26 protein-coding genes and 1 pseudogene are annotated in these 22,934 nt (G+C 58.7%); 20 read left to right on the top strand and 7 right to left on the bottom strand.

Annotated elements, in window-relative coordinates:
• Nucleotides 1–285 precede the first annotated feature (285 nt).
• The 6 genes from OVY48_RS06970 to OVY48_RS06945 form a co-directional block, all read right to left on the bottom strand.
• Entirely contained in the window at nt 286–2,061 is a 1,776-nt protein-coding gene (locus OVY48_RS06970; RefSeq protein ID WP_313922274.1) for a ParB/RepB/Spo0J family partition protein, read from the bottom strand.
• A 283-nt stretch (nt 2,062–2,344) separates the two neighbouring features.
• Nucleotides 2,345–2,662 (bottom strand): hypothetical protein, encoded by a 318-nt coding sequence (locus tag OVY48_RS06965; protein WP_313922273.1) that lies wholly within the window; start codon nt 2,660–2,662, stop codon nt 2,345–2,347.
• Between the two features lie 128 nt (nt 2,663–2,790).
• Entirely contained in the window at nt 2,791–3,381 is a 591-nt protein-coding gene (locus tag OVY48_RS06960) for a thermonuclease family protein (RefSeq protein WP_313922271.1), read from the bottom strand.
• Nucleotides 3,375–4,256, bottom strand: a complete 882-nt coding sequence (locus tag OVY48_RS06955; RefSeq protein WP_313922270.1) for a toprim domain-containing protein — start codon at nt 4,254–4,256, stop codon at nt 3,375–3,377. Before OVY48_RS06955 ends, OVY48_RS06960 begins: the two co-directional genes overlap by 7 nt.
• Before the next feature lie 112 nt (nt 4,257–4,368).
• Nucleotides 4,369–5,151 (bottom strand): replication initiation protein, encoded by a 783-nt coding sequence (locus OVY48_RS06950; RefSeq protein WP_313922269.1) that lies wholly within the window; start codon nt 5,149–5,151, stop codon nt 4,369–4,371.
• A gap of 283 nt (nt 5,152–5,434) precedes the next feature.
• Nucleotides 5,435–5,698: a ribbon-helix-helix domain-containing protein gene (locus OVY48_RS06945; protein WP_313922302.1), complete on the bottom strand. Its 264-nt coding sequence runs from the start codon at nt 5,696–5,698 to the stop codon at nt 5,435–5,437.
• 159 nt (nt 5,699–5,857) lie between these two features.
• Here OVY48_RS06945 and OVY48_RS06940 point away from each other — a divergent pair, with 159 nt between their 5' ends.
• The 17 genes from OVY48_RS06940 to OVY48_RS06860 all read left to right on the top strand — a co-directional run bounded on the left by OVY48_RS06940 (nt 5,858) and on the right by OVY48_RS06860 (nt 20,038).
• The gene (locus OVY48_RS06940) at nt 5,858–6,166 is read left to right on the top strand and encodes a hypothetical protein (RefSeq protein WP_313922268.1); all 309 of its coding nucleotides are present in this window, start codon (nt 5,858–5,860) and stop codon (nt 6,164–6,166) included.
• Between the two features lie 59 nt (nt 6,167–6,225).
• The gene (locus OVY48_RS06935) at nt 6,226–6,549 is read left to right on the top strand and encodes a hypothetical protein (protein ID WP_313922266.1); all 324 of its coding nucleotides are present in this window, start codon (nt 6,226–6,228) and stop codon (nt 6,547–6,549) included.
• A 13-nt stretch (nt 6,550–6,562) separates the two neighbouring features.
• Nucleotides 6,563–7,228, top strand: a complete 666-nt coding sequence (locus OVY48_RS06930; RefSeq protein ID WP_313922265.1) for a lytic transglycosylase domain-containing protein — start codon at nt 6,563–6,565, stop codon at nt 7,226–7,228.
• 35 nt (nt 7,229–7,263) lie between these two features.
• Nucleotides 7,264–7,587, top strand: a complete 324-nt coding sequence (locus OVY48_RS06925) for a TrbC/VirB2 family protein (RefSeq protein WP_313922263.1) — start codon at nt 7,264–7,266, stop codon at nt 7,585–7,587.
• A gap of 6 nt (nt 7,588–7,593) precedes the next feature.
• Complete coding sequence (locus tag OVY48_RS06920) at nt 7,594–7,938, top strand: VirB3 family type IV secretion system protein (RefSeq protein WP_313922262.1); 345 nt, start codon at nt 7,594–7,596, stop codon at nt 7,936–7,938.
• Nucleotides 7,925–10,309: a VirB4 family type IV secretion/conjugal transfer ATPase gene (locus tag OVY48_RS06915; RefSeq protein WP_313922261.1), complete on the top strand. Its 2,385-nt coding sequence runs from the start codon at nt 7,925–7,927 to the stop codon at nt 10,307–10,309. Before OVY48_RS06920 ends, OVY48_RS06915 begins: the two co-directional genes overlap by 14 nt.
• A gap of 13 nt (nt 10,310–10,322) precedes the next feature.
• Complete coding sequence (locus OVY48_RS06910; RefSeq protein ID WP_313922260.1) at nt 10,323–11,036, top strand: type IV secretion system protein; 714 nt, start codon at nt 10,323–10,325, stop codon at nt 11,034–11,036.
• A gap of 2 nt (nt 11,037–11,038) precedes the next feature.
• Nucleotides 11,039–11,344 (top strand): hypothetical protein, encoded by a 306-nt coding sequence (locus OVY48_RS06905; protein WP_313922259.1) that lies wholly within the window; start codon nt 11,039–11,041, stop codon nt 11,342–11,344.
• 45 nt (nt 11,345–11,389) lie between these two features.
• On the top strand, nt 11,390–12,418 hold the full coding sequence (locus OVY48_RS06900) for a type IV secretion system protein (protein ID WP_313922258.1): 1,029 nt from the start codon (nt 11,390–11,392) through the stop codon (nt 12,416–12,418).
• An 11-nt stretch (nt 12,419–12,429) separates the two neighbouring features.
• Entirely contained in the window at nt 12,430–12,741 is a 312-nt protein-coding gene (locus OVY48_RS06895) for a hypothetical protein (RefSeq protein ID WP_313922257.1), read from the top strand.
• A 9-nt stretch (nt 12,742–12,750) separates the two neighbouring features.
• Complete coding sequence (locus OVY48_RS06890; protein ID WP_313922256.1) at nt 12,751–13,434, top strand: VirB8/TrbF family protein; 684 nt, start codon at nt 12,751–12,753, stop codon at nt 13,432–13,434.
• On the top strand, nt 13,431–14,273 hold the full coding sequence (locus tag OVY48_RS06885) for a TrbG/VirB9 family P-type conjugative transfer protein (RefSeq protein ID WP_313922254.1): 843 nt from the start codon (nt 13,431–13,433) through the stop codon (nt 14,271–14,273). The genes OVY48_RS06890 and OVY48_RS06885 overlap by 4 nt, the downstream gene beginning before the upstream one ends.
• A 187-nt stretch (nt 14,274–14,460) precedes the next feature.
• Nucleotides 14,461–15,537: a type IV secretion system protein VirB10 gene (gene virB10, locus OVY48_RS06880; protein WP_313922300.1), complete on the top strand. Its 1,077-nt coding sequence runs from the start codon at nt 14,461–14,463 to the stop codon at nt 15,535–15,537.
• Entirely contained in the window at nt 15,534–16,526 is a 993-nt protein-coding gene (gene virB11 / locus OVY48_RS06875; protein WP_313922253.1) for a P-type DNA transfer ATPase VirB11, read from the top strand. The genes virB10 and virB11 overlap by 4 nt, the downstream gene beginning before the upstream one ends.
• A complete protein-coding gene (locus OVY48_RS06870; protein WP_313922252.1) occupies nt 16,504–18,405 on the top strand; it encodes a type IV secretory system conjugative DNA transfer family protein in 1,902 nt (633 codons plus the stop codon). The genes virB11 and OVY48_RS06870 overlap by 23 nt, the downstream gene beginning before the upstream one ends.
• Nucleotides 18,395–19,579, top strand: a complete 1,185-nt coding sequence (locus tag OVY48_RS06865) for an LPD7 domain-containing protein (RefSeq protein ID WP_313922251.1) — start codon at nt 18,395–18,397, stop codon at nt 19,577–19,579. The genes OVY48_RS06870 and OVY48_RS06865 overlap by 11 nt, the downstream gene beginning before the upstream one ends.
• A 33-nt stretch (nt 19,580–19,612) precedes the next feature.
• Nucleotides 19,613–20,038 carry a hypothetical protein gene (locus OVY48_RS06860; protein WP_313922250.1) on the top strand — a complete coding sequence of 142 codons (426 nt, stop codon included), beginning with the start codon at nt 19,613–19,615 and terminating at the stop codon, nt 20,036–20,038.
• 219 nt (nt 20,039–20,257) lie between these two features.
• Here OVY48_RS06860 and OVY48_RS06855 read toward each other — a convergent pair whose 3' ends face one another.
• Nucleotides 20,258–20,650: a hypothetical protein gene (locus OVY48_RS06855; RefSeq protein WP_054434835.1), complete on the bottom strand. Its 393-nt coding sequence runs from the start codon at nt 20,648–20,650 to the stop codon at nt 20,258–20,260.
• Between the two features lie 216 nt (nt 20,651–20,866).
• Between OVY48_RS06855 and OVY48_RS06850 the strand changes: the two genes are divergently transcribed.
• From OVY48_RS06850 to OVY48_RS06840, 3 genes and pseudogenes are all read left to right on the top strand, one after another.
• Nucleotides 20,867–21,484 carry a recombinase family protein gene (locus tag OVY48_RS06850; protein ID WP_015449304.1) on the top strand — a complete coding sequence of 206 codons (618 nt, stop codon included), beginning with the start codon at nt 20,867–20,869 and terminating at the stop codon, nt 21,482–21,484.
• Between the two features lie 9 nt (nt 21,485–21,493).
• Nucleotides 21,494–22,093, top strand: a pseudogene (locus OVY48_RS06845) (DUF4158 domain-containing protein); the annotation flags it as partial.
• Between the two features lie 60 nt (nt 22,094–22,153).
• On the top strand, nt 22,154–22,918 hold the full coding sequence (locus OVY48_RS06840; protein ID WP_001389365.1) for an IS6-like element IS6100 family transposase: 765 nt from the start codon (nt 22,154–22,156) through the stop codon (nt 22,916–22,918).
• Nucleotides 22,919–22,934: the final 16 nt, after the last annotated feature.

Genomic DNA, 22,934 nt, shown 5'->3' with positions numbered 1-22,934 from the left:
TATGCTTCGGGAACGAAAGGGCGGTGGCCCTTGGTGTTCCCCCGGTGGCAGCTGCCACCATCAACGGCGCGCGGCCCTGGGCCGCTCGATCCTATGTGGCAGCTGGCAAATCCAAAAGCGCGCGGCGAAGGCCGCCCATTATTGCCGATTTGCAGTGCCCGCGCGCAAACCGTTCAGCTGGTGCCTCACTCCGCAATGGATACAATCAAATGAAAAGGGGGTGGTGGCAGCTGCCACCACCCCAAGTTTCGGGGAGCGCGGGAGTGAGGCGCGCTCCCCGTGCCGTCATGCCGCTTCGCTTGCGCTTTCGTCGGTATCGGGCAGGGCAGAAGATCGAAGCGCCGGGGGCAGGATACGCCGCCCCGCAAGACGCTCGTTCACTGTCACGGCAAGATCGCCGCGCTTCATGGTCTGGCAATTGGTAGCAGCCTCGGTGCCGCAACCTTCGTCCAGCAGCTTCAAGAGCGTTGCCTTGCTTAGCTGGTCGTAGAAGGGCTGATTGGGTTCCCATTTATCCGCCATGTCGATCTGCGCGGCGCTGGCGATCTGCGCTAGCTGTTGGTCGCGGTCGGTATGGAACGAAAGGCTCGTGATCTGCGAGGCTACGCAGTAGGCCAGCAGTCGCAACTTGGTTTCCGTGTCCAGCTGCCGCATGTCATCCAGTGCCGGACTTTCGGCAACGCGATCAAGATCAGCCTGTGCGATTTCGTCAATGTCACGCATCACGGAATGGGCCATGATCGTTTCGTCAACGTGGAATGCGTTCTGCTCGGCCTTGATTTCTGCGGCTTGCTGCCACGAATAGACACCGCCGCGAACCTGCCCCAAGAGGCCGGTCAACAGCACGTCCAACGCCAGTTCGGGGTCAGTGGCAATTACCTCGCGAACGGCCATGGTGCGGATTGCGCCCAGCTGATCCATGACCTTCTGCGAATAGTCAGGCCGTGGAGGCTTTGGCCCATCGGCTGCGCCCCCTTTGGCGCTGCGGGTAAACGCGACCTGTTCGATGCCGTCATGCCCGATGAACAGGATAAGGGTGTGGTCGGCCTTTTGCTCGGCGGTGAAGACGCGGCAACCGGATGCAATGGCATCATGCTTGCGTGTCAGTGCGCGCAAATCATCATCATAATCGTATTCGTCTTCATCAATCTCGCTTTGGCGCTTCTGGATAGCAGCCTCGATTTGCGCCAACTGGTCTTGTTCGTCGTCGCTCGGATCGCGCTTGCCTGCGGGTTCAAGATGGCTGCGCATCCAAAAGGAGTCGGGCCGGGAAAGCTGCGCCTCGGCATCGCGCCATCCATCATCGCGCGCAGCCTTTGCGACCGCTTCGAGCCGATCTTGCACAAGGTCCATTACGAGGCCCGCATCATCGCAATAGCGGCGCTCTCCGAACAGGTCCGCGGTGAAGGTGCCGCCTGCGGCGACATAGGCTTCCTCACCTGCGATCCGAAAATGCTTGTCGTTGTCGGCCATCTTCTCCTGGGTGAGCATGGCACGAATTTGGTGGGCGTTGTCGCCTGTGCGCTTGAATACCTCAAGCTGGCGGGTCTGATCGTCGGTTAGGGCGAATGCCTGTGCCGCGCCCATGCCGATTTCGTCCTTCTGGAAGGCTTTGAGAATGGTGGGGTGCAGTGCTGCCAGCTTCAACACGCGGCGCACATAGGCGGGGGAGACGCCAAACGATGCCGCAACATCGTCAACCTCTTTGCCGCTGTCGATGATTGCCCGATAGGCCATGATGGCATCTGCGGGGTGCATCGCTTCGCGCTGCGCGTTTTCAGCAAGAGAGATTTCCAGTGCATCGTCCTTGTTGCGAAGATCAACAGGCACCTCAAAATTGGCGGGGATGGTCTTGGCCTTCTGCAATAGCTTCAAGGCCCGGTAGCGCCGTCCACCAGCGCAAATCTTGATCTTGCCGTCCTCGTCATAACCGATGAGATTTTGCAGGACGCCACGCGCCTGAATATCAGCTGCGAGGGCTTCGATTTCCTTGGGCTTCACTTTCCGAACATTGAGGTCAGAAAGTGCCAGCTTGTTCAAAGCGATGTTCTGGATGGTCATTGTCTCACTCCTTTTAGGCGAAGCCGCTGCCTACGGCCTGCGGCTCTGACCCGCTGGCGAAGCGCGGGATGGGGAGGGGGAAGCAAAATCGATGGGAGTGGTGCGGGCCGCACGGCTAGAACAGCCCCGTCGCGCGTGAGCGCGTCGGCCTGGCTGAACTTGCCGTGCAACTCGGTCCTGTCGATTATGCTTCGGGAACGAAAGGGCGGTGGCCCTTGGTGTTCCCCCGGTGGCAGCTGCCACCACCAACGGCGCGCGGCCCTGGGCCGCTCAACAGATGGCGTTAAAAGCCGGAAAGCGCGAAGCACGCGGCAATCGAGCCGCACAGTGCGATCAGCAAGACGGGCAATCTTGGCGCGGGGCTGACGGCAATCGTTGCGCCGGCACATGCCCATATGAGTATGGAGGCGGGCGCACAGCGATAGATCACAAAACCAACATAGCTGTTGGGCAGCAGCATTGGATAGTCGAGGATGAGGCGAGCGACTATGCCCCCGCTGGCGACCATAAGCGCGGCGATCAGCCATGCCGCCGCCCTATCGCGGCCGAACTGTGGCGGATCGTCGGATTGGATTTTGGCGGTGCTCTGAATCATGTTCATTCCCGGCAAGCTCCTGTCCATGCCTTCTAGCCCTGACCGTTACCCGAATGGGCGGAGACGGCTTCGCTGGCTCCGTGGAAGCGCGCGGCGCAGCCGTGCGATGGAATAGGGCAGGTTCCCGGCTGCTATCATTTGCACTTATTGGGTAACTGGCCTCTCTCAATCGCCAGATTTCGCATGTCCTCGTAATTTTCGCCCCAAAGACCTCGTTTTTCGTCGGCGGCCTGCTTCATGAACCGGGCATACGCCAACCCTGAATGCGCCCTGTAATCGACTGCATAGCCATGTCGCACCATTGTTGCGGAAACCGACGCACCATTTGAACGGAACCGGCATGACATATTGGACCGGCCCCAACTGGTCCGACTTTTGTTACAAATCGGTTCGATTGTAAGAGGCTGATCGAGAAACTTGCTTGTGCAATTCATACCGCCGTTTCGTGCCACCAGCTCCTCCAAATAGAGCTTCGCCGCGATCTTGGGAAAATTGCCTTTGCCGTCATCGTCGGGCGCGTCGATCCCTGAAAACCGCACGCGTAGTCCATTGGTCGTTTCGAGCGTATCACCGTCAATTATGCGCGGATTTTCCACGAATATTGAGGTCGGCTCGTCTCGCCGTCCCTGCAATTGATTGAACAATGCGCCGAACGCGAAAACCGAGAGGATCGGCAAAGCGATCTTCTGATTACGCGGCCATTTCTTATAACCGTGGATCAGCACCGGGCTTTCTCCTGAAGAATATCGTTCCAGTCCATAGGAGCCGGGGCGGGTGGGAGGATCACTTTCAGCTCGCGGCCGTTGGCGGTCAGATGGTCGCGAGCGGCCTCGATCGCTTCGTCTGCTTCCGGGCCGTGTTGCGAGTATATGACGATTTTCTGGATGCGTTCGGGAATGGCGATCAAGCCATATCGGCGGATGCCGCCTGCTCCCCACACCTTGAATTTTCCGCCGGTCAGCTGCGTGACGGAAACGGCCTCTTCAAAACCTTCTGCGATGCGCAGTACATTGCCATCTGGTTGACCGCCAATTCTCATGGCGGCACTGCGGACCAGGCCAAGTGTCAATTTGGCCTCGCGGAGCGCCGCATGGTATCGCTTTTCGCCGGTCGCCGGGTCGAGCAAGATCCGCTGCACGGCAATTATGCCTTCGTCGGCCTCGAACGGAACGAGAAGGGCCGCATGAACTTCGCGAGTTTCGGGCGTACCGACTATGCACCGCGGGGCATATCGGACCTTCAAGCCGGTGGGGTCGATCGCGCGCGAACGCAAATAGCGTTCGCCTGCGGTTCCAGCGATCGGCACGGCGGAATCCCAAAGCTGTAGCGCCAGTTTGCGGCGTGAAGGCTCGTTCGCCCGTTCCTTGACCTCGCCGTTGGTGTGCCGATTTATGTTACGGCCATTGAGGGCCGCCCAAACAGCTTCCTTCGAGCAACCGGCCCAACATTTGAAGAGCACTGCCTTCTTTCCGGGCGTGACCTGGAGCGAAGGATTGCGGTCGTTATGGGCTGGGCAACAGACCATCCCATAGGCACCGCGCCACTGGCCATCCATTTCCGCCACGATCTGACGCGCGCGTGATTCCACGTCCATCTGCATCGAGCTTCTTCCGTCAACGGTATCCCAACATTGGGATTTATACATATTTCACGATGAAGGGCAAACAGTCGGGATATATGCATAAAATGCGGATGGCCCGGCTAGGGCCATTCTATATAAAATATCTCCGAGGGTTATCTTCCCTTGACGATGACTCGCGTTCAGACATGCCAAGCGCTCGCGCTAAGCTAGAGAGGCTGTCGGCCAGTTCGCGCTTGTTACGCTGCTCGCGGGGCAGCTCCCACAATGGTAACTGGTCCATCATGCGGTCCATGTCGCGTGCGGCCTCGATCTGGCGATACTGCTCACACGCAGGCGCGGTGTCGGCGGCAATGCCGCGACGGCGGCGCGCTGCGAAAATCCTTGCGAGGAAGGCGGGGAACAGGAAACGGTAGGCGTTTGTGGCCTGCCTTACGCGAGGGCCAGCGCCATCCACTTCATCTTCGGGGATGGGCTCGTAACGCCGGAACCAATCGAGGATGCGTGCCTCCTTCAAGCGCGCAAGCGATTGAACGACGCAATTTTTGCTAAGTCCTGTGCCTTGAACAATCGTATGAAGGCTGGGGAACAGCGCGCCGCTGCTATAGTCGATGATGCGCGCCATGAACTCGATGATCTGGATACCGGCCTGCCCGATCGCACCGTTGCGAATGCGCGGTGTCGTTGTTCGCCGCTCGGCCAGTGTCTGCCGTTCATAGAGCTTGGCCGCCTCGATCATTTCCCTCATCTGGCGGGCATTACGGATGGGCATATACGCTTTGACGCGCTGCTCATGGCCTACGGCGATGCTGTTTTTCCAGACTTTAGCGCGCGGTCTTGCGGAGCGCGCCGATAGGGCGCGCTCGATATTGGCAATCCCGCTGCTACGCAGCACGGACCCTATGGAAGTGGTCATAACGACCTCCTTTTGTCGGTCCCGCCAGGCCAAGCACCATCGCTCCCGAAAGCACGCTTTCAGGATTGACATTTGCCGAAGCACCGCCGATAAAAGGGACAGATAGTTGATCCCGTTTTGGCGGTACAAACAGCCCTCGCTCAGCCAAGCGAGGGTTTTTTGTTGCCCGTTGTCCGGGGGAGCCACCCCCAAACAACAGATGAATCGCCGACTCCTTGCGGAATCAGCGGGTCATAACTGGCTTAACTTTTAGGGCTTGGCAAGAATAAGCGTGTCGATACGCTTATGGCGCTACCTCGGCGTCGGCCTTGCGATAGTGGCGCATGTAGTCGGGAAACTCGATCCCGCGATCTCTAAGAAGCTGGATCGCAGCTTCTTCCAATAGCGCAGAAACCGAAGTGTCCTCGTCCTGGGCGAGAGCGTTGATCTGATGAACCAATTCAGGCTTCACCCACGTCCCCAGAGCGCGCGTATTGGCGCGGCTCGGCCGTCGCCGGGGCAACGGAACCGGAAGCAGGGGGTCTTCCTGTCGTTTTGGTCGAGCCATAGCTTCCCATAGACAATGCGTTAAATGGACGCCCGACAGGCGCGCGCCCATATTTGATGCTCTTAATGTGCGTACACGGCAAGAGAAGACAAGGCGGCTTGCCCTCTCGTTGCAAGCAGGGATAGACATAACCCAATCGGCAAAAAGGAACAAATCACGATGCTGCAAAGTGATGATTGGCAGTATGATCCGATCTTTGAACGCGAGCTAACAACGCGCCGCCCCCCTGGGGGGCTGATCCATTCGGTAGAAATCGTTCAGCTGCCGTCTAGTGAATGGATCATCAATGTTAAGGTATCGTGGCATGGCGACAAATGGCTGAATGTGTGCCTTTTTGAGCAGCCGACGCTTAAAACATACAAGCGACTGTCAAGTGCGGTGCGGCATGTCGTGCTCGATTACGGATATGAAGATGACCATATCCGAGTGGTCCCAAACAAGGCGTGCAGCAACAATGTAGCGTTTTGAGCCTTGGCTTTTCCCTTCATCGTGATATGTGTATAAATCTCGATGTGAGGGAGAAAGCAATGAAAGCTTTTAATTTCGCGCTGGCCGTCTCTCTTTTGGGGGCCTCCGTACAATCGGCCCCCGCCATGGCGTCGGACAACACCTGGGCTTGTGAGGTCGTTCTCTGCCTCTCGAATCCGGGGGGGCCGACGCAATACGGGGCATGCGTTCCGCCAATCACAAAGCTATGGCGGGTGCTGTCTCTCGGCGGCGGTTTCCCGACCTGCTCGGGCAGCGGCATTTCCAAAACCAAATACAAGAAACCGGATGATGGTCGGCCCGGTCAGCTGACGGTCCGTTGGACCGACGGACGGCAACAAACCTACTATCAGCCGCGCAACTGACCGGGGCGAGGGCGTGCTTCTCGAAACCGGGGCCATTCTATCGCTGGCTGCGCAATGCGCTCCAGCGGTAGCGCCGCACACGATCGCCGCGATCGTGGATGCGGAATCTTCGAACTATGTTTACGCGATCAACGTCAACGGCGTGGCTCGACAACCACGCCAACCCCGCAATGAGGCGGAGGCCGTTGCAACGGCGCGCTATTATGTGGCGCGCGGTTACAGCGTCGATCTTGGCCTCGGCCAAATCAACTCGCGCAACATGGCCTGGCTCGGCCTGACATGGGAAACTGCATTCAAGCAGTGCCCCAACGTCGAGGCAACAGGCCGCGTGCTCCTGTCAAACTACCGTTCGGCCAAGGCGGGGCGTGTCCCCCAAGAAGCCCTTCGGGTCGCACTCAGCATGTATAACACCGGCTCTCAATCGAGAGGTTTCCGCAACGGCTATGTCGCCCGCGTGGAGAATGCAGGCCGCCGCATCAGCGGTCGTCCTGCCACCGCTATCCCAACCTATGCCGTGGCCGATCAAGGTCTGAGCGGGCCGCAAGGCAGCGCAGGGAGTGATGGCGTGACGGTAGAGTTGGCGGAAATCGCAGCGGAAAACATGCAGTCGGCTCCCCCGCCTGCACCGCCTGCATGGGATGTGTTTGGCCGCGCGAGCCTCGCGCGGGCAGGTTCTTAAGCGAAAAGGAGTATCGAATGTTTCGTAGCTGGAAAATGAAGGCCGAAGGCCGCCTCGATGCGGTTTTGGCACGCCTTAAGCCATCCCCTCTCATGGCTCGCGCTCTTCCGCTCTCGCTGCTGGCAAGTCTGCTGGTGGCCGAACCGGCATTTGCGCAGGCCAATTTTGAAGGGCTGGCTGACAATATCCTCGGCCTGTTGAGCAATGGCCTGCTGCGGACGCTGGCGATCATCGCGATCATCGTCGTCGGTCTGCTGTGGTTCCTGGGCCGCGCATCGGTTCAGATGCTCGTTACGGTCGTCGTTGGTGTGGTGATCGTGTTCTCCGCGCCTTGGATCGTCGACACGATTACGGGCTGATCGGACATGGACGGTCAGGAAGAAATCACCAAAGACCCGTTGTTCTTGGCCGTCACCCGCCCCGCGCTGTGGGCGGGTGTCCCTATTGAGGCGGGCGCGCTCATCATCATGGCGGGGGCGATCACGTTGGTCGGCTCGGGCAATCCTCTCTACGGCGGCGCTGCATCCATCGCTCTGTATGCGTTGGCGCGTCTCGTCGTGCGCCATGATGTGAACGCGTTCCGCCTGATCTTCCTGTGGGGCCGCACGAAAGCGACCAACCGGAACCGCGTCTTTTGGGGAGGGTCGAGCTACACGCCGCTGCCCCTTTACGGCATCAAACGAAAGGGATTTGGTCGTGGCATTCGGTAGAAGCGCGCTTGCGGACAAGGTGCCTTTTGACAAGGCGAAACGGGAGGAAATGCCCGAGAAGTTCCTGCCCTATTCGCGGCATGTGAATGAGCATGTGATTGCCCTCGACAATGGCGATCTCATGCTCATGCTCGAAATGGATGGCCGTCCGTTTGAAACATCGGACGTGCGTGATCTCAACGATTGGCACACGCGCCTCAACGGTGTGTGGCGCAACGTCCATGACGAACGGGTTTCGATCTGGACCCATCTGCTTCGTATGCGCGTGCGCGACTATCCGGGCGGAACATTCCGCTCCCACTTTGCTGCGCGCCTCGACCAGAAATATTATGAGCGGATGACGGCGGAACGCATGTTTCGCAATCGGTTCTTCATGACGGTGGTGGTTCGGCCAACGGCCAACACAACCGACAAACTGCTCGATTTCCTGCGCAAAAAACAGGACGACAAGGACGCGAATATCGCGGAAGCCCTTGAACTTCTGGAAGACAAGGTGCGCGATCTGGAAAAGCTCTTGTTGCGCGTCCGCCCCCGGCGTGTCGGCGTTTACGAGCGTCGCGGCCTCATGTTCTCGGAACCGCTGGAAGTCTTGAACCAGGTCATGACGGGTCGCTTTCGTCGCTGCCCGCTGGTGCGCGGTCGCCTCGGCTCCGCGCTCTACGCGAGCCGTGCGATCATCGGCTCGGAGACATTTGAAATTCGGGATGCCGACGATTCCATGTTCGGCGGCATTTTCGGCATTCGCGAATATCCGTCATCGACAACGCCTCGCCAGTTTGAATCGCTGCTGTCGGTCGATTTCAGCCTCGCCATAACACAGTCCTTCACATTCCTGTCGCGGGCTAAGGCCACAGAGCGTTTCAGGCTGCGGCAAACGCAGATGGCGAACGCGGGCGACAAGGCTTTCAGCCAAATGGACGAGCTGATCGACGCAGCCGACGCCTTGCAGTCGAACCGCTTTGTGCTGGGCGATCATCATTTCACTCTGACCGTCTTTGCCGACGACTTGAAGAAACTGCGCGATAATATGTCGATTGCGCGCGCGGCGCTGGCGGATACCGGCATGGTCGCGGCGCGTGAAGGCGCGGCTCTCGAAGCGGCCTACTGGTCGCAGCTGGTCGGCAATTTCGCGTGGCGTGCGCGTCCAGCGCCGATCACGTCGCTCAACTTCTCGGCCTTTTCACCGTTCCACACATTTCCTGCTGGGCATGAGGATGGCAACCATTGGGGGCCTGCTGTCGCCTTGCTCAAGACAAGCGCGCGTAGCCCTTACTATTTCAATTTCCATTCGGCTGATTTGGGCCATTCGATGGTCATCGGACCATCGGGCGGCGGCAAGACGGTGCTGGTCAACTTCTTGATGGCGCAGCTCGAAAAGTTCAACGCGCGCCACATTTTCATCGACAAGGATCAGGGCGCGGAGATTTTCGTTCGCGCCAGCGGCGGCACATATCTGGCTTTGCGGAATGGCGAGCCTACGGGCTTCGCGCCACTTAAGGCGCTCGACAACACGGCATCGCATCGCGCGTTCCTGGGCCGCTTCATCCGCCAACTGGTGAAACAGGAAGGCGCACCGATCAGTGTGCAGGAATCGCACCTGATCGACGATGGCATTGAATCGGTGATGAAGCTCCCTCGCGAGCATCGCTCGCTATCGGCGCTGCGCACCATGCTCGGCATGTCGGATGCGGGCGGCGTCGGCGCGCGTCTCGTCAAGTGGACAGCGGAAGGCAATCTTGGCTGGGTGTTCGACAACGTGGAAGATTCCATGTCGCTCAATTCCCGGTTCGTCGGTTTCGACATGACGGATTTCCTTGAGAATGCCGAAATTCGCACTCCGGTCATGCTCTACCTGTTCGAGCGGATTGATGCGCTCCTAACCGGCGAGCGCATGGTCATAGCGATTGATGAATTCTGGAAGGCCTTGGCTGATCCGGCATTCACTGCATTCGCCCAGGACGGCCTAAAGACTTACCGCAAACGCAACGCTTTCCTCGTCTTCGCAACACAGTCGCCTGCCGATGCGCTGCGCTCAACGATCAGCCATTCAATCTTGGAACAGGTTGCGACGAAAATCTTCCTGCCCAATCCGTTCGGCCAGCGCCGCGATTACATCGAAGGGTTCTCGCTATCCGAGGCCGAATTTAAGCTGGTCCGCGAAGAGCTGTCGCCGGAAAGCCGCAAATTCCTCGTCAAGCAAGGCCATGACTCCGTTGTGGTCGGCCTCGATCTCATGGGCATGGATGACGAACTGGCCGTGCTGTCGGGCCGTGCTGAGACAACGGGCGTGGCCCGCGAAGTGATTGCCGAACTTGGCAATGATCCGAAGCTCTGGTTGCCGGAATTTCACCGGCGCCGGCGCCCAAGCTGAAAGGAGTGAGATTATGAAGCAGCTAATCTTAGCGGCTGTGTCGATCGGGAGCCTTATGGCCGCGACGCCAGCCAGCGCACAAGGGATTCCGACATTCGATAGCACTGCGGTGCTTAAACATGTCGAGCAAATCCAGAAGACCATGCAGATGATTGAGCAAGGTCGCCAACAGATTGCCGAAGCCCAAAAACTATACAATGATCTGAACAAGCTGACGGATGTGTCCTCGATCGGCAATCAGCTCAAGACGGACACGCTTCGCTCGTTGAATGTCGATGTAAGCTCGCTCGAAAAAATGGCGCGCGGCGATTTCGGTGGTGGTGGCAGCTACGGTGGGCGTTCCGACGCCATCTATCAGGACATGCTCGAACGCCTTGGCGTGTCGGGTAATGGCGACCAGAGCGACGTTCGCTATCAGTCTGCCCGCTCGATCGCGATGGATAAGGCCATGGCCGAAGGCATGGGCGAGGCTGCGACGTCGCGAGGTGAAGGGCTGGAAGAGCTGCGTGGCCGTCTAGCGACGGCATCGACTGCCAAGGAAGTTGCCGATCTCCAGGCACGCATCCAGCTCGAAAGTGCGTCGATGATGAACGACCAGCTTCGCATTGATGCCATGGAGCGCGCTCGGCGTGCGGAAGCCTCCGCCAAAACCGCCGAATCCCTATCCAATTATAGTCGTGACCGAGAAGAACAGCGCGCCCGCGCTCGCGCGGCGGCGGGAATTTGACCATGAAGAAGATGGTCGTCTTTGCGATCAGCGCAGCTGGCATACTTGCCAGCTGCGACCGCGCGCCCGTGTTTCCTGACATTCTGATGACTTACCGGGATTTGGATTGGCTCAAAGCCAATGAAGATCAAATCCCGGTGATCGTCGCGGAGTGCGACAAGATCATGAACAGCGAACTCAAGCAGTCGGATCTTCCTATTCCGGTCGCTAGGAACTGCGGCGGCATTCAATCGAAGATTTCTTCGATCAAATACTCACGCGATCGAGACGAGCAACGCGCACGCGCACGCGCTGCGGCGGGTATGTAAAACCCTCCACGGCCCGATTTAATAACATAAACGCGGAGCGATCTGGTGGAATACGATCTATTCACAACGGCCTACACTGGCTTTGTCAACGAACTCAATTCGGTCGTGGTGTCCAATTACGCCGGGTTCGTCGGATGGATTTCCGGTCCGCTCCGCACCGGGATTGTGATCTATGTAATCCTGCTCGGATACGCGATCATGCGTGGAGCCGTGCAATATCCGTTTCGCGAATATGTCTATCGCTCGCTCATGCTCGCGGCTCTCTATTGGGCAGTGACAAGCCTTTATGGCGCGTCGATCGCGCAGATGATCGTAACTGGCCTCCCCAATGAATTTGCCTCGGTCATTGGTGGATCGCCTGATGGCGTTGGCGGGACGTTCGATGCGATGTTTGCGCGGGTGGATGAAGCGCTGATAGGAATGCAGGAGGCCACGAAAGAGTATGCTGAGCAGAATGCCAGCATGTGGGATTTGCAAGGCTCAGCGTCGGCGATCATGCTTTGCATTGGCGCGACAATCATCATCCTTTTGACAGCTGTTGCGGCACTGTTCGCGCTCGCTGTCGGATTTGTCATTGTTCTCTACGCGCTCTTTGCGCTGGCATGTCTGGCTGTGGTCGGCCCGATCTTCATGGCCGCCTTGCTCTACGATTCCACGAGAGGCTATTTCTTCTCCTGGCTCGGTGCCGTCCTGAATTTCCTAATGCTGTCGCTGTTTGCGCTGCTGCTGGTTCTGGTCGTTGCCAATGTTGCCGAATCAGCAAGCGCCAGTTTCGACGGCAATTTTGAGCACATTTGGGACACATGTGTTCGCATCATCGCCTTCAATGCACTCGCCTGCTTCTTCTTCATTCAGATCCCCGGAATTGCTGCCTCACTTGGCGGCGGCGCAGCGGCGATGGTTTCGCAGTTCGGTAACGCGGTGGTGACTAGCGGCAAGGGACTGGCCTCTGGCGCGAACCAAACGGCAGCGGGGGCCTACAGCACTGGCCGTTCGATAGGCGCTGGAATTGGTCGCGGCGTCTCGTCCGCGATCGGCCGCTATCGCGGCGGAAACTCAATCAGAAACGCGTGAAGGTGAGAAATATGCACAAGTTGCTTGGACTCGGAATCTGCCTGGCGCTGGCGGCCTGCGCTGGTCAGCCTGTCAAAAAACCTGCCAAATGCTCGGGACCGATGCGGCCTGCAAATCCGCATGGTCTTACGCTCCCATCGCAGCCTGAGCAGCCAACCGCCCCGGCCAACGTCGATGTGTTCAAGCAGAACGCGCCGATCGCGCCGGAAGGCGCTGCGGATACTCAACCCGAACCGGGCAATGAGCAATCAAGCACCGGGCAGGCCGCCGAAGTGCCGCGCCTGAGCGCGTCTCTGCGCGGCCAGATTTTCTCGAATTGCTGAGGTATTAAGATGGCAAGTGGTATCCCCAAAGATGAGCTGAAAGCCTATTTTGAAGAGGCTGCAAGCTGGGAACGTGACAGGCTGGCGGCGGCAGAGCGCTCCAAAAAGCTGGCGTGGGCCGTCGCTGGTGTCTCTGGCGCTCTCGCTATCGCGGGCGTTGTGGCAGTTGCAGCCCTGACGCCTCTCAAGACCGTTGAACCTTACGTTATCACGGTCGACCGTAATAGCGGTGAAGCCGCGATTACGGCCAAGCTGAACGGCGATGCGTCGATCACGTATGACGAGGCTGTCCGCAAGTATTTCCTCGCCACTTATGTTCGCTATCGCGAGGGCTGGATTTCAGCTGCACGGAATGAATATTTCAGTGCTGTCATGGTCATGTCTGCCAGACCTGAACAAGACCGCTGGGCGCGGTTCTACAAGACCGACAATCCTCAAAGTCCGCAAAACATCTTGGCGAACCGCACCGATGTTTTCGTGGAAGTTAAGCGAGTGTCCTTCCTCGGTGGCAACGTCGCTCAAGTCTATTTCACCAAGGAGGCGGTGACAGGCTCAACCGTTGCAAAAACCGATGCCGTCGCAACCATCAAATTCAAGGTCGATGGCACGCCTAGCCAGGAAGTGGACCGCTTCAAAAATCCGCTTGGCTATCAGGTTGAAAGCTATCGCGCTGACGTGGAGGTGCCCCAATGACCTTGTTGAAATGGAGCGCACCAGCGGCGCTTGCGATCGCGCTGACCGCTGCCCCGGCAATGGCTGAGGAAACCCCTCGTGCCACAATGCTGGATCATCGTGTCCGTGAAGCGAATTACAATGACCGGCAGGTCTATGAGATTCCCGGCGTGTTCCGTGTCGCCACTGAAATCGTGTTCGCAAAGGATGAAGTGGTCGAGCATGTGGCGCTGGGCGATACCGTGTCCTGGGAAGTCGCCCCCGCCGCAAATTCGTTGTTCATCAAACCGCGTGAACAGGCAGGCCGCACCAATCTGACGGTCATCACTCGCTCGCGTTATGGCCCGCGTAGCTATCGCTTCGCGCTTTCGCCTACGCAGCGCAGCAGCGGGTTCTACACGGTCGTATTTCGCTATCCTGAGCAAGAGGCCGCCGAAGCACAGGCGCAAGCGGCAATGGCGCAGCTGGCCCAGCTTCAAGCGTTGGAGCGAGGGGCAGTGAAGTCCGCGCTCGATATTGGCGTGCTGGAAGGCAAGCGAAACGCCGATTACATCATGCAAGGATCGACCGCTATTCAGCCGTCGGAAGTCTCGGACAACGGCCAGTTCACGGTCATGCGCTTTCCGAACCAGCGTGAGTTGCCAGCGTTCTTCGTCGTCAATCCAGATGGATCGGAAGCCATCGCTCCCTTCGATGTTCGCGATGAATATGTGGTGCTGCACGGCATCTATCAGACCATCCGGCTTCGCCGGGGTCTGGAAGTGCTGTGCATCCATAACCGGACCACCAACTATTATGGGCGCGATCCCAAAACCGACACGGCCTCCGGGCTAGTCGAGCGAACCACGGGGGGTCAGTAACATGGCTACGAACGATCATGAGAGCACGCCGAAGGGCGACAATGGCATTTCACAGGGCGAAGCGGTCGATCCTCGGCCTCTCGCCTCTCAGCCAGTCCCTGCGGCCGATGAAATCGAGCATCAAAGCGAGCGCCAGGCCAAGATCGCCGCGCTTCCAAACAGGTCGGTTGACCCCAAGAAAGCCATTGTGTTGGCCGCCATCGCCTGCGGTGCGGTGGTGTTGGGTTTCAGCACGATCGACGCACTTCGCGGCGATCCCACAGCGACGGCCGACAAGGCGGAAAAGCCTGATGATAGAAACCTTGCGGCCTACGATCCCAAGACGATCATTGCGCCCACGCTTGCCGATGCAGCGAATGATCCCAATGCGCCGGTCACAGGGACCGAAGTGCCCTCGCTCGACGGAAGCCAACAGCCGCGCACTGGCGGCGCGAATGGGCGTCCGCAAAAATCTGAACGGCAAGTCATTGCAGAGGCACAGCGCCGTGCCGGTATCATGGCATATGGCGGTGAAAACGGTGGCGGCATGGGTGGGGCGGTGGCAGCTGCCACCGGGTCAGCTGGATCGCTCTTGGGAGGCGGCGCGGGGCCTGGCTTGGGCGCTGGCGATGAAGGTGGGCAAGGCGGTTCGCGCCGGACCAACCTCGAAAATCTGCGGCAAACGTCGCAGATTGATCGCGTGTCGGGCACCGACATTGGCAACCGGGATATGCTGATTTTGGCCGGTTCGTTCATTCCATGCGTGCTGCAAACAGCAATGGATTCCAGCCAACCGGGCTATGTCAGCTGCATCGTTCCACGCGACGTATATTCGGACAACGGGCGTGTCGTTCTGCTCGAAAAGGGAACGCGCGTCCTGGGCGAATATCAAACTGGCGTCCAGCGCGGGAAGTATCGTCTCTTTGCGGTGTGGAACCGCGCGGTCACGCCACGCGGGGTTGCGATCGACGTGGGTTCACCTGCCAGCGATTCCCTCGGGCGTTCCGGCATGGCAGGCGGAGTGAAGAACTTCTTTTGGGAACGCTTCGGGGCTGCGCTGTTGTTCAGCTCGCTCAACGATGCGTCCTCGATCGCCGCCTCGGAAGTGTCCGACGCGGATAATGTTACGCGCGTTCCTAGCCAAGCCTCCGACACGATCCTGCGCGACACGCTGCAAATTCAGCCGGTGCTTCGGATCAATCAAGGCGCGGAAGTGGGTATCATGGTCGCGCGGGATTTCGACTTCTCGAAAATCTATGGCCTACGGCTGAGGCGGCCTCAATGAGCAATACGGCGGTTCTCGAGAACGCCTTGCTTCCGTTGCGTCCTTTGCTCGCGCGTGAGGACGTAACGGAAGTGGTGATTAACCGCGCCAGCGAGGCCGCCATCGAAACCCGTGACGGTTGGACTTGGATGGACCTTCCTGAACTGACGGAAAAATCGCTGCTGTCACTCGCGCGTGCGGCGGCGGCATTCACCCATCAGGACATAAGCGCGACTAACCCGATCTGCTCAACAATCCTGCCAAGCGGTGAGCGTGTGCAGCTTGTGGTTCCCCCTGCGGTGCCTGCGGGAACGGTGTCCATCACCATCCGCAAACCGTCATCCGTGACGATGACAATGGAAGACTTTGAACGCGGCGGGTTGTTCAGCGAAACAAAGGTCGCTGACCGCCGCGTGTCGCCAATTGACGTTGAACTTCGCGAATTGCTCGACGCGGGCAAGCATGTCGAATTTTTCCGCAAGGCAGTCGAAGGGCGCAAGAATATCCTGATTTCAGGGGCTACCGGATCGGGAAAGACGACGATCTCAAAGGGCCTGATCCAACTGATCCCCATGCATGAGCGTTTGCTGACAATTGAGGATACGCGCGAACTGGTGGTGCCACATCGCAACGTGGTCCACATGCTCTATGCGAAGGACAAGCAAGGCACGGCCAAGATTTCCGCAAAGGATCTACTGGAATCGGCACTTCGGATGAAGCCTGATCGCATTCTCTTGCAAGAGCTGCGCGACGGCACGGCCTTTTTCTATCTGCGCAACGTCAATTCGGGCCACCCCGGTTCAATCACGACGATCCACGCGGATTCGGCAGAACTGGCGTTCGAGCAGCTGACCTTGCTCGTCAAGGAAAGCGAAGGCGGGGCGGATCTCGCCCGCGACGACATTCGCAGCTTGCTGAAGCTGCTGGTTGATGTGGTGGTCCAGACCAAGAAGGTCGATGGCCGCTTCCGCGTGACGGAGATTTATTTTGACCCAGACAACAGGCGCTAACCGGTTCACGCTTTTCCTCGTCCTTGTGCCGGTCACGCTACTGCTGATCGGCTTGCTGACCGGCACCGCGGCCTGGTTCTTTCTAAAGTTGCCCGCCTCGGCATATGATCCGCTCAAGCTGCCCGGTTTCTTTTGGTATTATCGTCATGATCCGGTCGTGATCGAAGCCCTTTGGCGGGCCTCTGTCATTGGCGTGCCGCTGCCGGTGTTGCTCTTGATCGTCGCGCTTAAGCCCAAAAAAAACCTTCACGGCGAAGCCCGGTTCGCACGCGAGGGAGAAATTCGGCGCGCCGGCCTTCGTGCAAAGAAGGGCATTGTTCTCGGTCGCGTGCGCGGTCGTTTTCTCATGGTCGGGAAGATGGAGCATGTGTTGCTCGAAGCCCCGACTGGTTCGGGCAAGGGCGTCGGCATCGTCATCCCAAATTTGCTCCAATGGCCCGATTCAGTCGTCGTGCTGGATATTAAGCGCGAGAACTATGAGATTACAGCGGGCTTTCGCCGTGCAGGCGGCCAAAAGGTCGTGCTGTTCAATCCTACCGACAAGGAAGGGCGCACAGCGCGCTATAACCCCCTTAGCTACATCAACCGGGCAGATGAGATTGAAGTCCTGGTTGAGCTGCAAAAGATTGCGACAATGCTCTTCGTACCCCCGGAAAAGGGCGAAGCGTTTTGGACAGAATCGGCTCGCACCGGATTTGTCGGCATAGCCGCGTGGATCGCGTCAAAGCCTGAACGTCCGTTCTCAATTGGTGAGATATACCGGACGATCACGATGCCGGGGATGAAGGCATTCTTTGCCAAGGAAGCGGTCGATCGCGGGCTATCCGAAGGATGCCGCGCGGCGCTGGCTGATTTCACGTCCAGCGCCGACAACACGTTTACAGGCATCGTCCAGACCGTCACCTCCAAGCTGAACCTCTGGATCAATCCTATTGTCGATCGCGCCACTGCTGAAAGTGACTTCTCGCTGTTCGACCTTCGCCGCGTTCCGACCTCGATCTACCTCGGCGTCTCGCCAGACGAATTGGATCGCGTTGCGCCGCTCTACAATTTGTTCTTCCAACAGCTCATCGACCTCAACACAAGGAACCTGCCCGGCGAAGACGAAAAGCTGTCGGTGCTGCTGATCCTTGACGAATTTGCGCGGCTTGGCCGCGCTCAAGTCATTGCAAACGCCTTTTCGTATGTGCGTGGCTACGGGCTTCGTCTCTTGCCGGTCATCCAATCACGGTCGCAGCTGCGCCAGGTCTATGGTGAGCATGGAGCGGACGACATTGTGTCGAACTGCGGCGTTGAAGTAGCATTTACGCCCAAGGAATTGCGTGTCGCCAAGGAACTGTCGGAACGTCTCGGTTATCTTGGCCAGGAGGCAGAAAGCCGGTCACTCACGATACACGGGATGCTCGCCAATCGGAGCAAGACGATTTCCGAACAGCGCCGCGCGCTCATGCTCCCGCAAGAGTTGATGGAAATGTCGGAGGATGACATTCTGGTGGTCCGTGGCGGTATCCCGGTCATTCGCGGCCAGAAAATCCGCTACTTCAAGGAAGGCGTGTTCAAAAAGCGCCTTCAACCGGCGCCAGAAGTTGCGGCTTTGCCAAAGCCGGTCGCGCCGGTGGCTCCGGACGATGACCTGACCGATGAAGAGCTGGCAGCATTCAACGACTTTTCGGCGCTCGATGACGATCAGGTGCAGGATATTCCTGATGACGTTCTCGCGCTCGATCGCGACGCTCCCAACCTCACGGTGAAGGATGGGACAGGCGCATTCGGTTTGATCGACATGGACGACATTCTCGGCCCGGACCCAACGAAAGAGGAATGGGAGGGGCAGCGCCGTAGTTTGGTTTTAAGTGAGGGAGAAGAATATGGCCGATAAGGGCACCACCGATCGCGAGGCGGCACAATCGCCCTCCTTCGAGATTCATGGACCGGGCAACAGCAAACAGCCATTCGCGAATTTCCCTGACGCGATGCAGGCGTTTGCCAAGCTGGAAAGACAGCATGACCATGCGCTGACGATGCAGAAAGGCGGAAAAACCGCCGTTCTAGCGACCACAGACTGGCAGAATGATGGTTCAACGCCGGTAGCGAAATATCTTACCCCTGCCGTCGAAGAGTACCACAAGGCTCTCAAACGGGGAGGATCGTCTGACGAACTGCAAAGCCAAGAGCGAGCAGCACAAGCCGATGTGGCCGCTTGGCCTCGGACAGTGAAGCGCGAAGCAACACCGTCCGCCCCGGCTGAAAAATCGCTCAATATTCAGGAAGGCGAGCGGGCCAGGTCGGAACGCCCAGAGGCGGCACAGCCCGCTCGTTCTGATCCCCCGTCGAAGTCGGCGCAGAAAGAAACCAAGCAAGTCGATGATGGCCGTATGGCGCTGCCTTCGCAGATCGAGCGCAAATATCTGCGCGTCGGTGATGACCTCTTTCGTAGCGGCCGCGATGAAAGGCCCGATATGTCGATCAAGGGACAGGACGGCATTCGCATCAACAAGGACCATGCCATTGGCGATGCAATCGCCATTGCTAAACACAATGGCTGGCAGTCGATCCGCATCAATGGGAGCGACGATTTCAAGAAAGCGGTCTATCTGGAAGCGGCTCGGTCAGGCGTCGAAGTGAAAGACTTTAAGCCGTCTGCCCAGCTCAAGCTCGAAGGTGAGAGACTGGCCGCACGCGATAAGGCCCGTGATGCGCAAGACCCAACAAAGAGAGCGAGCATGTCAAAGCAAGACCCCTCGGAATCACGTTCCGCCGCCGATCAGTTTCGGCGTAACTCGCACCGTGAGAACGCGACCAATCCGCAATTCAAGGCTGCTCAATCCCACGTCCTGGCGGCGTCGATCGAAGCCAAAACCCGCTTCACGCAAAAGGACGACAGGGACCGATTTATAGAGCGAGCCAAAGAAACTGTGGCCAAGCGGATTGAAACCGGCGCGCCGGTTCCTGCGGCTCGCTTCGAGCAACAGCGCCAGAATGAGGCCACACGCATTGCGCGGGAGGACATAACGCTCCGCCAGCAGGAGAAAAAGCCGAACCGGTCGCGCTAAGCGTGGCATGTGCCGCGAAGGAGAAGGAGTCGCATGATGAACATCCTACGGCCTGATCCGCCGTCATCGAAGGGCGCACGCGCCCTCGATGACCATATCGAAGCCCTGCTTCTTCTGATCCATTCCAAAAACCTCGCCCTTTCCGATCTGAGCGAAGTGGAAAACCGGCCAAGTCGCCCTCTATCGGCCGCCGAACATTTGCTCGCATCCGTTGGCGAAGACGCCCACCAGATTGCCCTTGCGGTGGAAACCCTAATCGACGCGCTTCGCGCCCAGCGCTACCGTCGAAGAACACGCTTTGGTTCTATCCTCCTGCTAATGGTGCCGGTGCTGTTCATAGGAATGCTTCTGGGTGCCGCATATGGAATAGATGAAGGCCGCGCGCGTGAGCGCTATGACCAAGAGCACCCTCCGATTGCCTTGCCGATGTTAGATGCCGAAGTGCTCAAAGTAAGATAGGGAGGGGTCGTTGGTGGCAGCTGCCACCACCACAACACGCCTGCGATCCGCGACGTTACATAAATCGGGATGGGTTCGGCCTAGCCGGTGGCAGCTGCCACCGGCTTTATCGTTTGCGCTGTGTAGGCGGACGTGGCGGCACTGGTTGGGGTTTGAGTATCAACGGAACAGAAAACCTACATAAGGGATCAGCCGACTTTTCCCGCATAGCTCGGTTAGTTAGCGCCAGCTATCCAGGTCCTTGATCATTTTCCTGTGACATTTGAGGTGATGCTTCATCAGCCTGATGTCGTGGAGGTAATCCTGCTCCGGCCGAAACTCGTAATCCGGATCGATGTAGAATCGGTTTCGGGTAAAGCACTCGAACAGATTGATGCCGTCCCAGGTGTCGATAACCTGTTCGAGGCTTTTCGCCATATGATGCAACGGCGAACCAGGTCCATTCTCATCCCTCATCTTATGAAGGCGCAAATGGATGTGTTGCAGCATGTCGGTCCGCATGTAGCTGTTCAAAAGCATGAGCGAGTGGGTCGGTGTCTTCGGAACAGCAAAGCCCATTTTATCTTCTGGCGGCAGGTCCGCGACATCCTGGTGGTCGTCGTTGTCAGTCATCACGTTTCGCTCGCAAGAGATTTTCCCCCATGCTCCACCGGTGGCATCCACAAAAGCCTTGCCTGAACGTCACAACAAACCCCGGTTTGATGCGAAGCGGTCCGACGAACGCGATCGACCCACTGGACGGCCTTCAATCTCACATCTACCCGTCCAGAAACCTATAGCCGGTAAACCCATCGTTCGATAGATTGATGCAAGAGGGAGCGGGCGTCGATGCTGATCGGGTACATGCGGGTGTCGACGGGCGAGCAGAATCTCGATCTGCAACGTGATGCGCTCGATCGTGCCGGATGCAACCGGATCTTCGACGACGTTTGCTCGGGCCGTACGACCGAACGGCCTGGGCTCGACAAGGCAATCGATATCATGCGTGATGGCGACGCTCTTGTTGTCTGGAAGCTCGACCGAATTGGACGGTCGCTGCCTCACGTCGTCGGGCTGGTCGGAGATCTGCAGAAGCGCGGCGTCGGCCTGAAGGTGCTGACCGGCGATATCGATACGACGACCGTCACGGGCCGGTTAGTGTTCGGCATCTTCGCAACCCTGGCCGAGTTCGAGCGCGACCTGATCCACGAGCGCACGATGGCAGGGCTGGCTGCGGCCAGGGCCCGTGGCCGCGCGGGCGGGCGGCCACGGGTGATGACGAAACAGAAGTTGAAGGCCGCAATGGCGTTGATGGCAGACCGCGACAATGCCGCGCGCGACGTCGCTGTCCAGCTCGGAGTATCGGTGTCGACACTCTATGCCTATGTCGACGCCAAAGGACAGCCGCGAGAGCGGGCCAGCGAACTGTTGGCCAAGCGCGGGACCAGATCCGCGGCAGCGGCATAGCGTGAAGCGGTGCCAGTCAGCTTTCTCTCGGACGACCAGGCACTGCGATATGGTCGCTTCGTAGGCGATCCGACCTCGGAACAGCTGGCGCGGCACTTTCATCTCGACGATGCGGACCGGGCGTTCATCGGCGCACACCGCGGCGACCACAACCGGCTCGGTGTCGCGGTGCAGCTTGGCTCGTTGAGGCTGCTCGGCACTTTTCTCGAAGATCCGGCGCAAATACCTGCGTCCGTCACGCGATTTGCTGGCGACCAACTGGCGATCGACGGATCGGCCGAACTAATGGCGCGATATTGCGCGACCAAGGGACGATGGCGGCACGGCCCGCGCATCCGCATTCATTATGGCTACCGAGTCTTCTCCGATCCCGGCGTCGCGTTCCGATTGCATCGTTTCCTGTATGCGCTGTGCTGGACGGGCACCGATCGACCGTCGGCCCTGTTCGACGCAGCCGCGACATGGCTGCTCGAGTTCAAGGTGATGTTACCGGGATTGTCCGTCCTCGAGCGCGATATCGCACGGGTCCGCACGCGAGTCGCCGCGCACGTCCATCGCCGCCTGGTCGACAAGCTGACGTCAGAGCAACGTACCCGGCTCGATACGCTGGCTCTGTTGCAAAAATCGTGAAGCTTGAGCATGCTTGGCGGAGATTGGACGGACGGAACGATGACGGATTTCAAGTGGCGCCATTTCCAGGGTGATGTGATCCTGTGGGCGGTGCGCTGGTATTGTCGCTATCCGATCAGCTATCGCGACCTTGAGGAAATGCTGGCGGAACGCGGCATTTCGGTCGACCATACGACGATCTATCGCTGGGTCCAGTGCTACGCCCCGGAGATGGAGAAGCGGCTGCGCTGGTTCTGGCGGCGTGGCTTTGATCCGAGCTGGCGCCTGGATGAAACCTACGTCAAGGTGCGGGGCAAGTGGACCTACCTGTACCGGGCAGTCGACAAGCGGGGCGACACGATCGATTTCTACCTGTCGCCGACCCGCAGCGCCAAGGCAGCGAAGCGGTTCCTGGGCAAGGCCCTGCGAGGCCTGAAGCACTGGGAAAAGCCTGCCACGCTCAATACCGACAAAGCGCCGAGCTATGGTGCAGCGATCACCGAATTGAAGCGCGAAGGAAAGCTGGACCGGGAGACGGCCCACCGGCAGGTGAAGTATCTCAATAACGTGATCGAGGCCGATCACGGAAAGCTCAAGATACTGATCAAGCCGGTGCGCGGTTTCAAATCGATCCCCACGGCCTATGCCACGATCAAGGGATTCGAAGTCATGCGAGCCCTGCGCAAAGGACAGGCTCGCCCCTGGTGCCTGCAGCCCGGCATCAGGGGCGAGGTGCGCCTTGTGGAGAGAGCTTTTGGCATTGGGCCCTCGGCGCTGACGGAGGCCATGGGCATGCTCAACCACCATTTCGCAGCAGCCGCCTGATCGGCGCAGAGCGACA

It is taken from the genome of Sphingobium sp. SA2 (genome assembly GCF_032227065.1).
Classification (GTDB): Bacteria; Pseudomonadota; Alphaproteobacteria; order Sphingomonadales; family Sphingomonadaceae; genus Sphingobium.
Note: the sequence above shows the minus strand (reverse complement) of the source record. Positions and strands in the feature narration are given on the sequence as shown.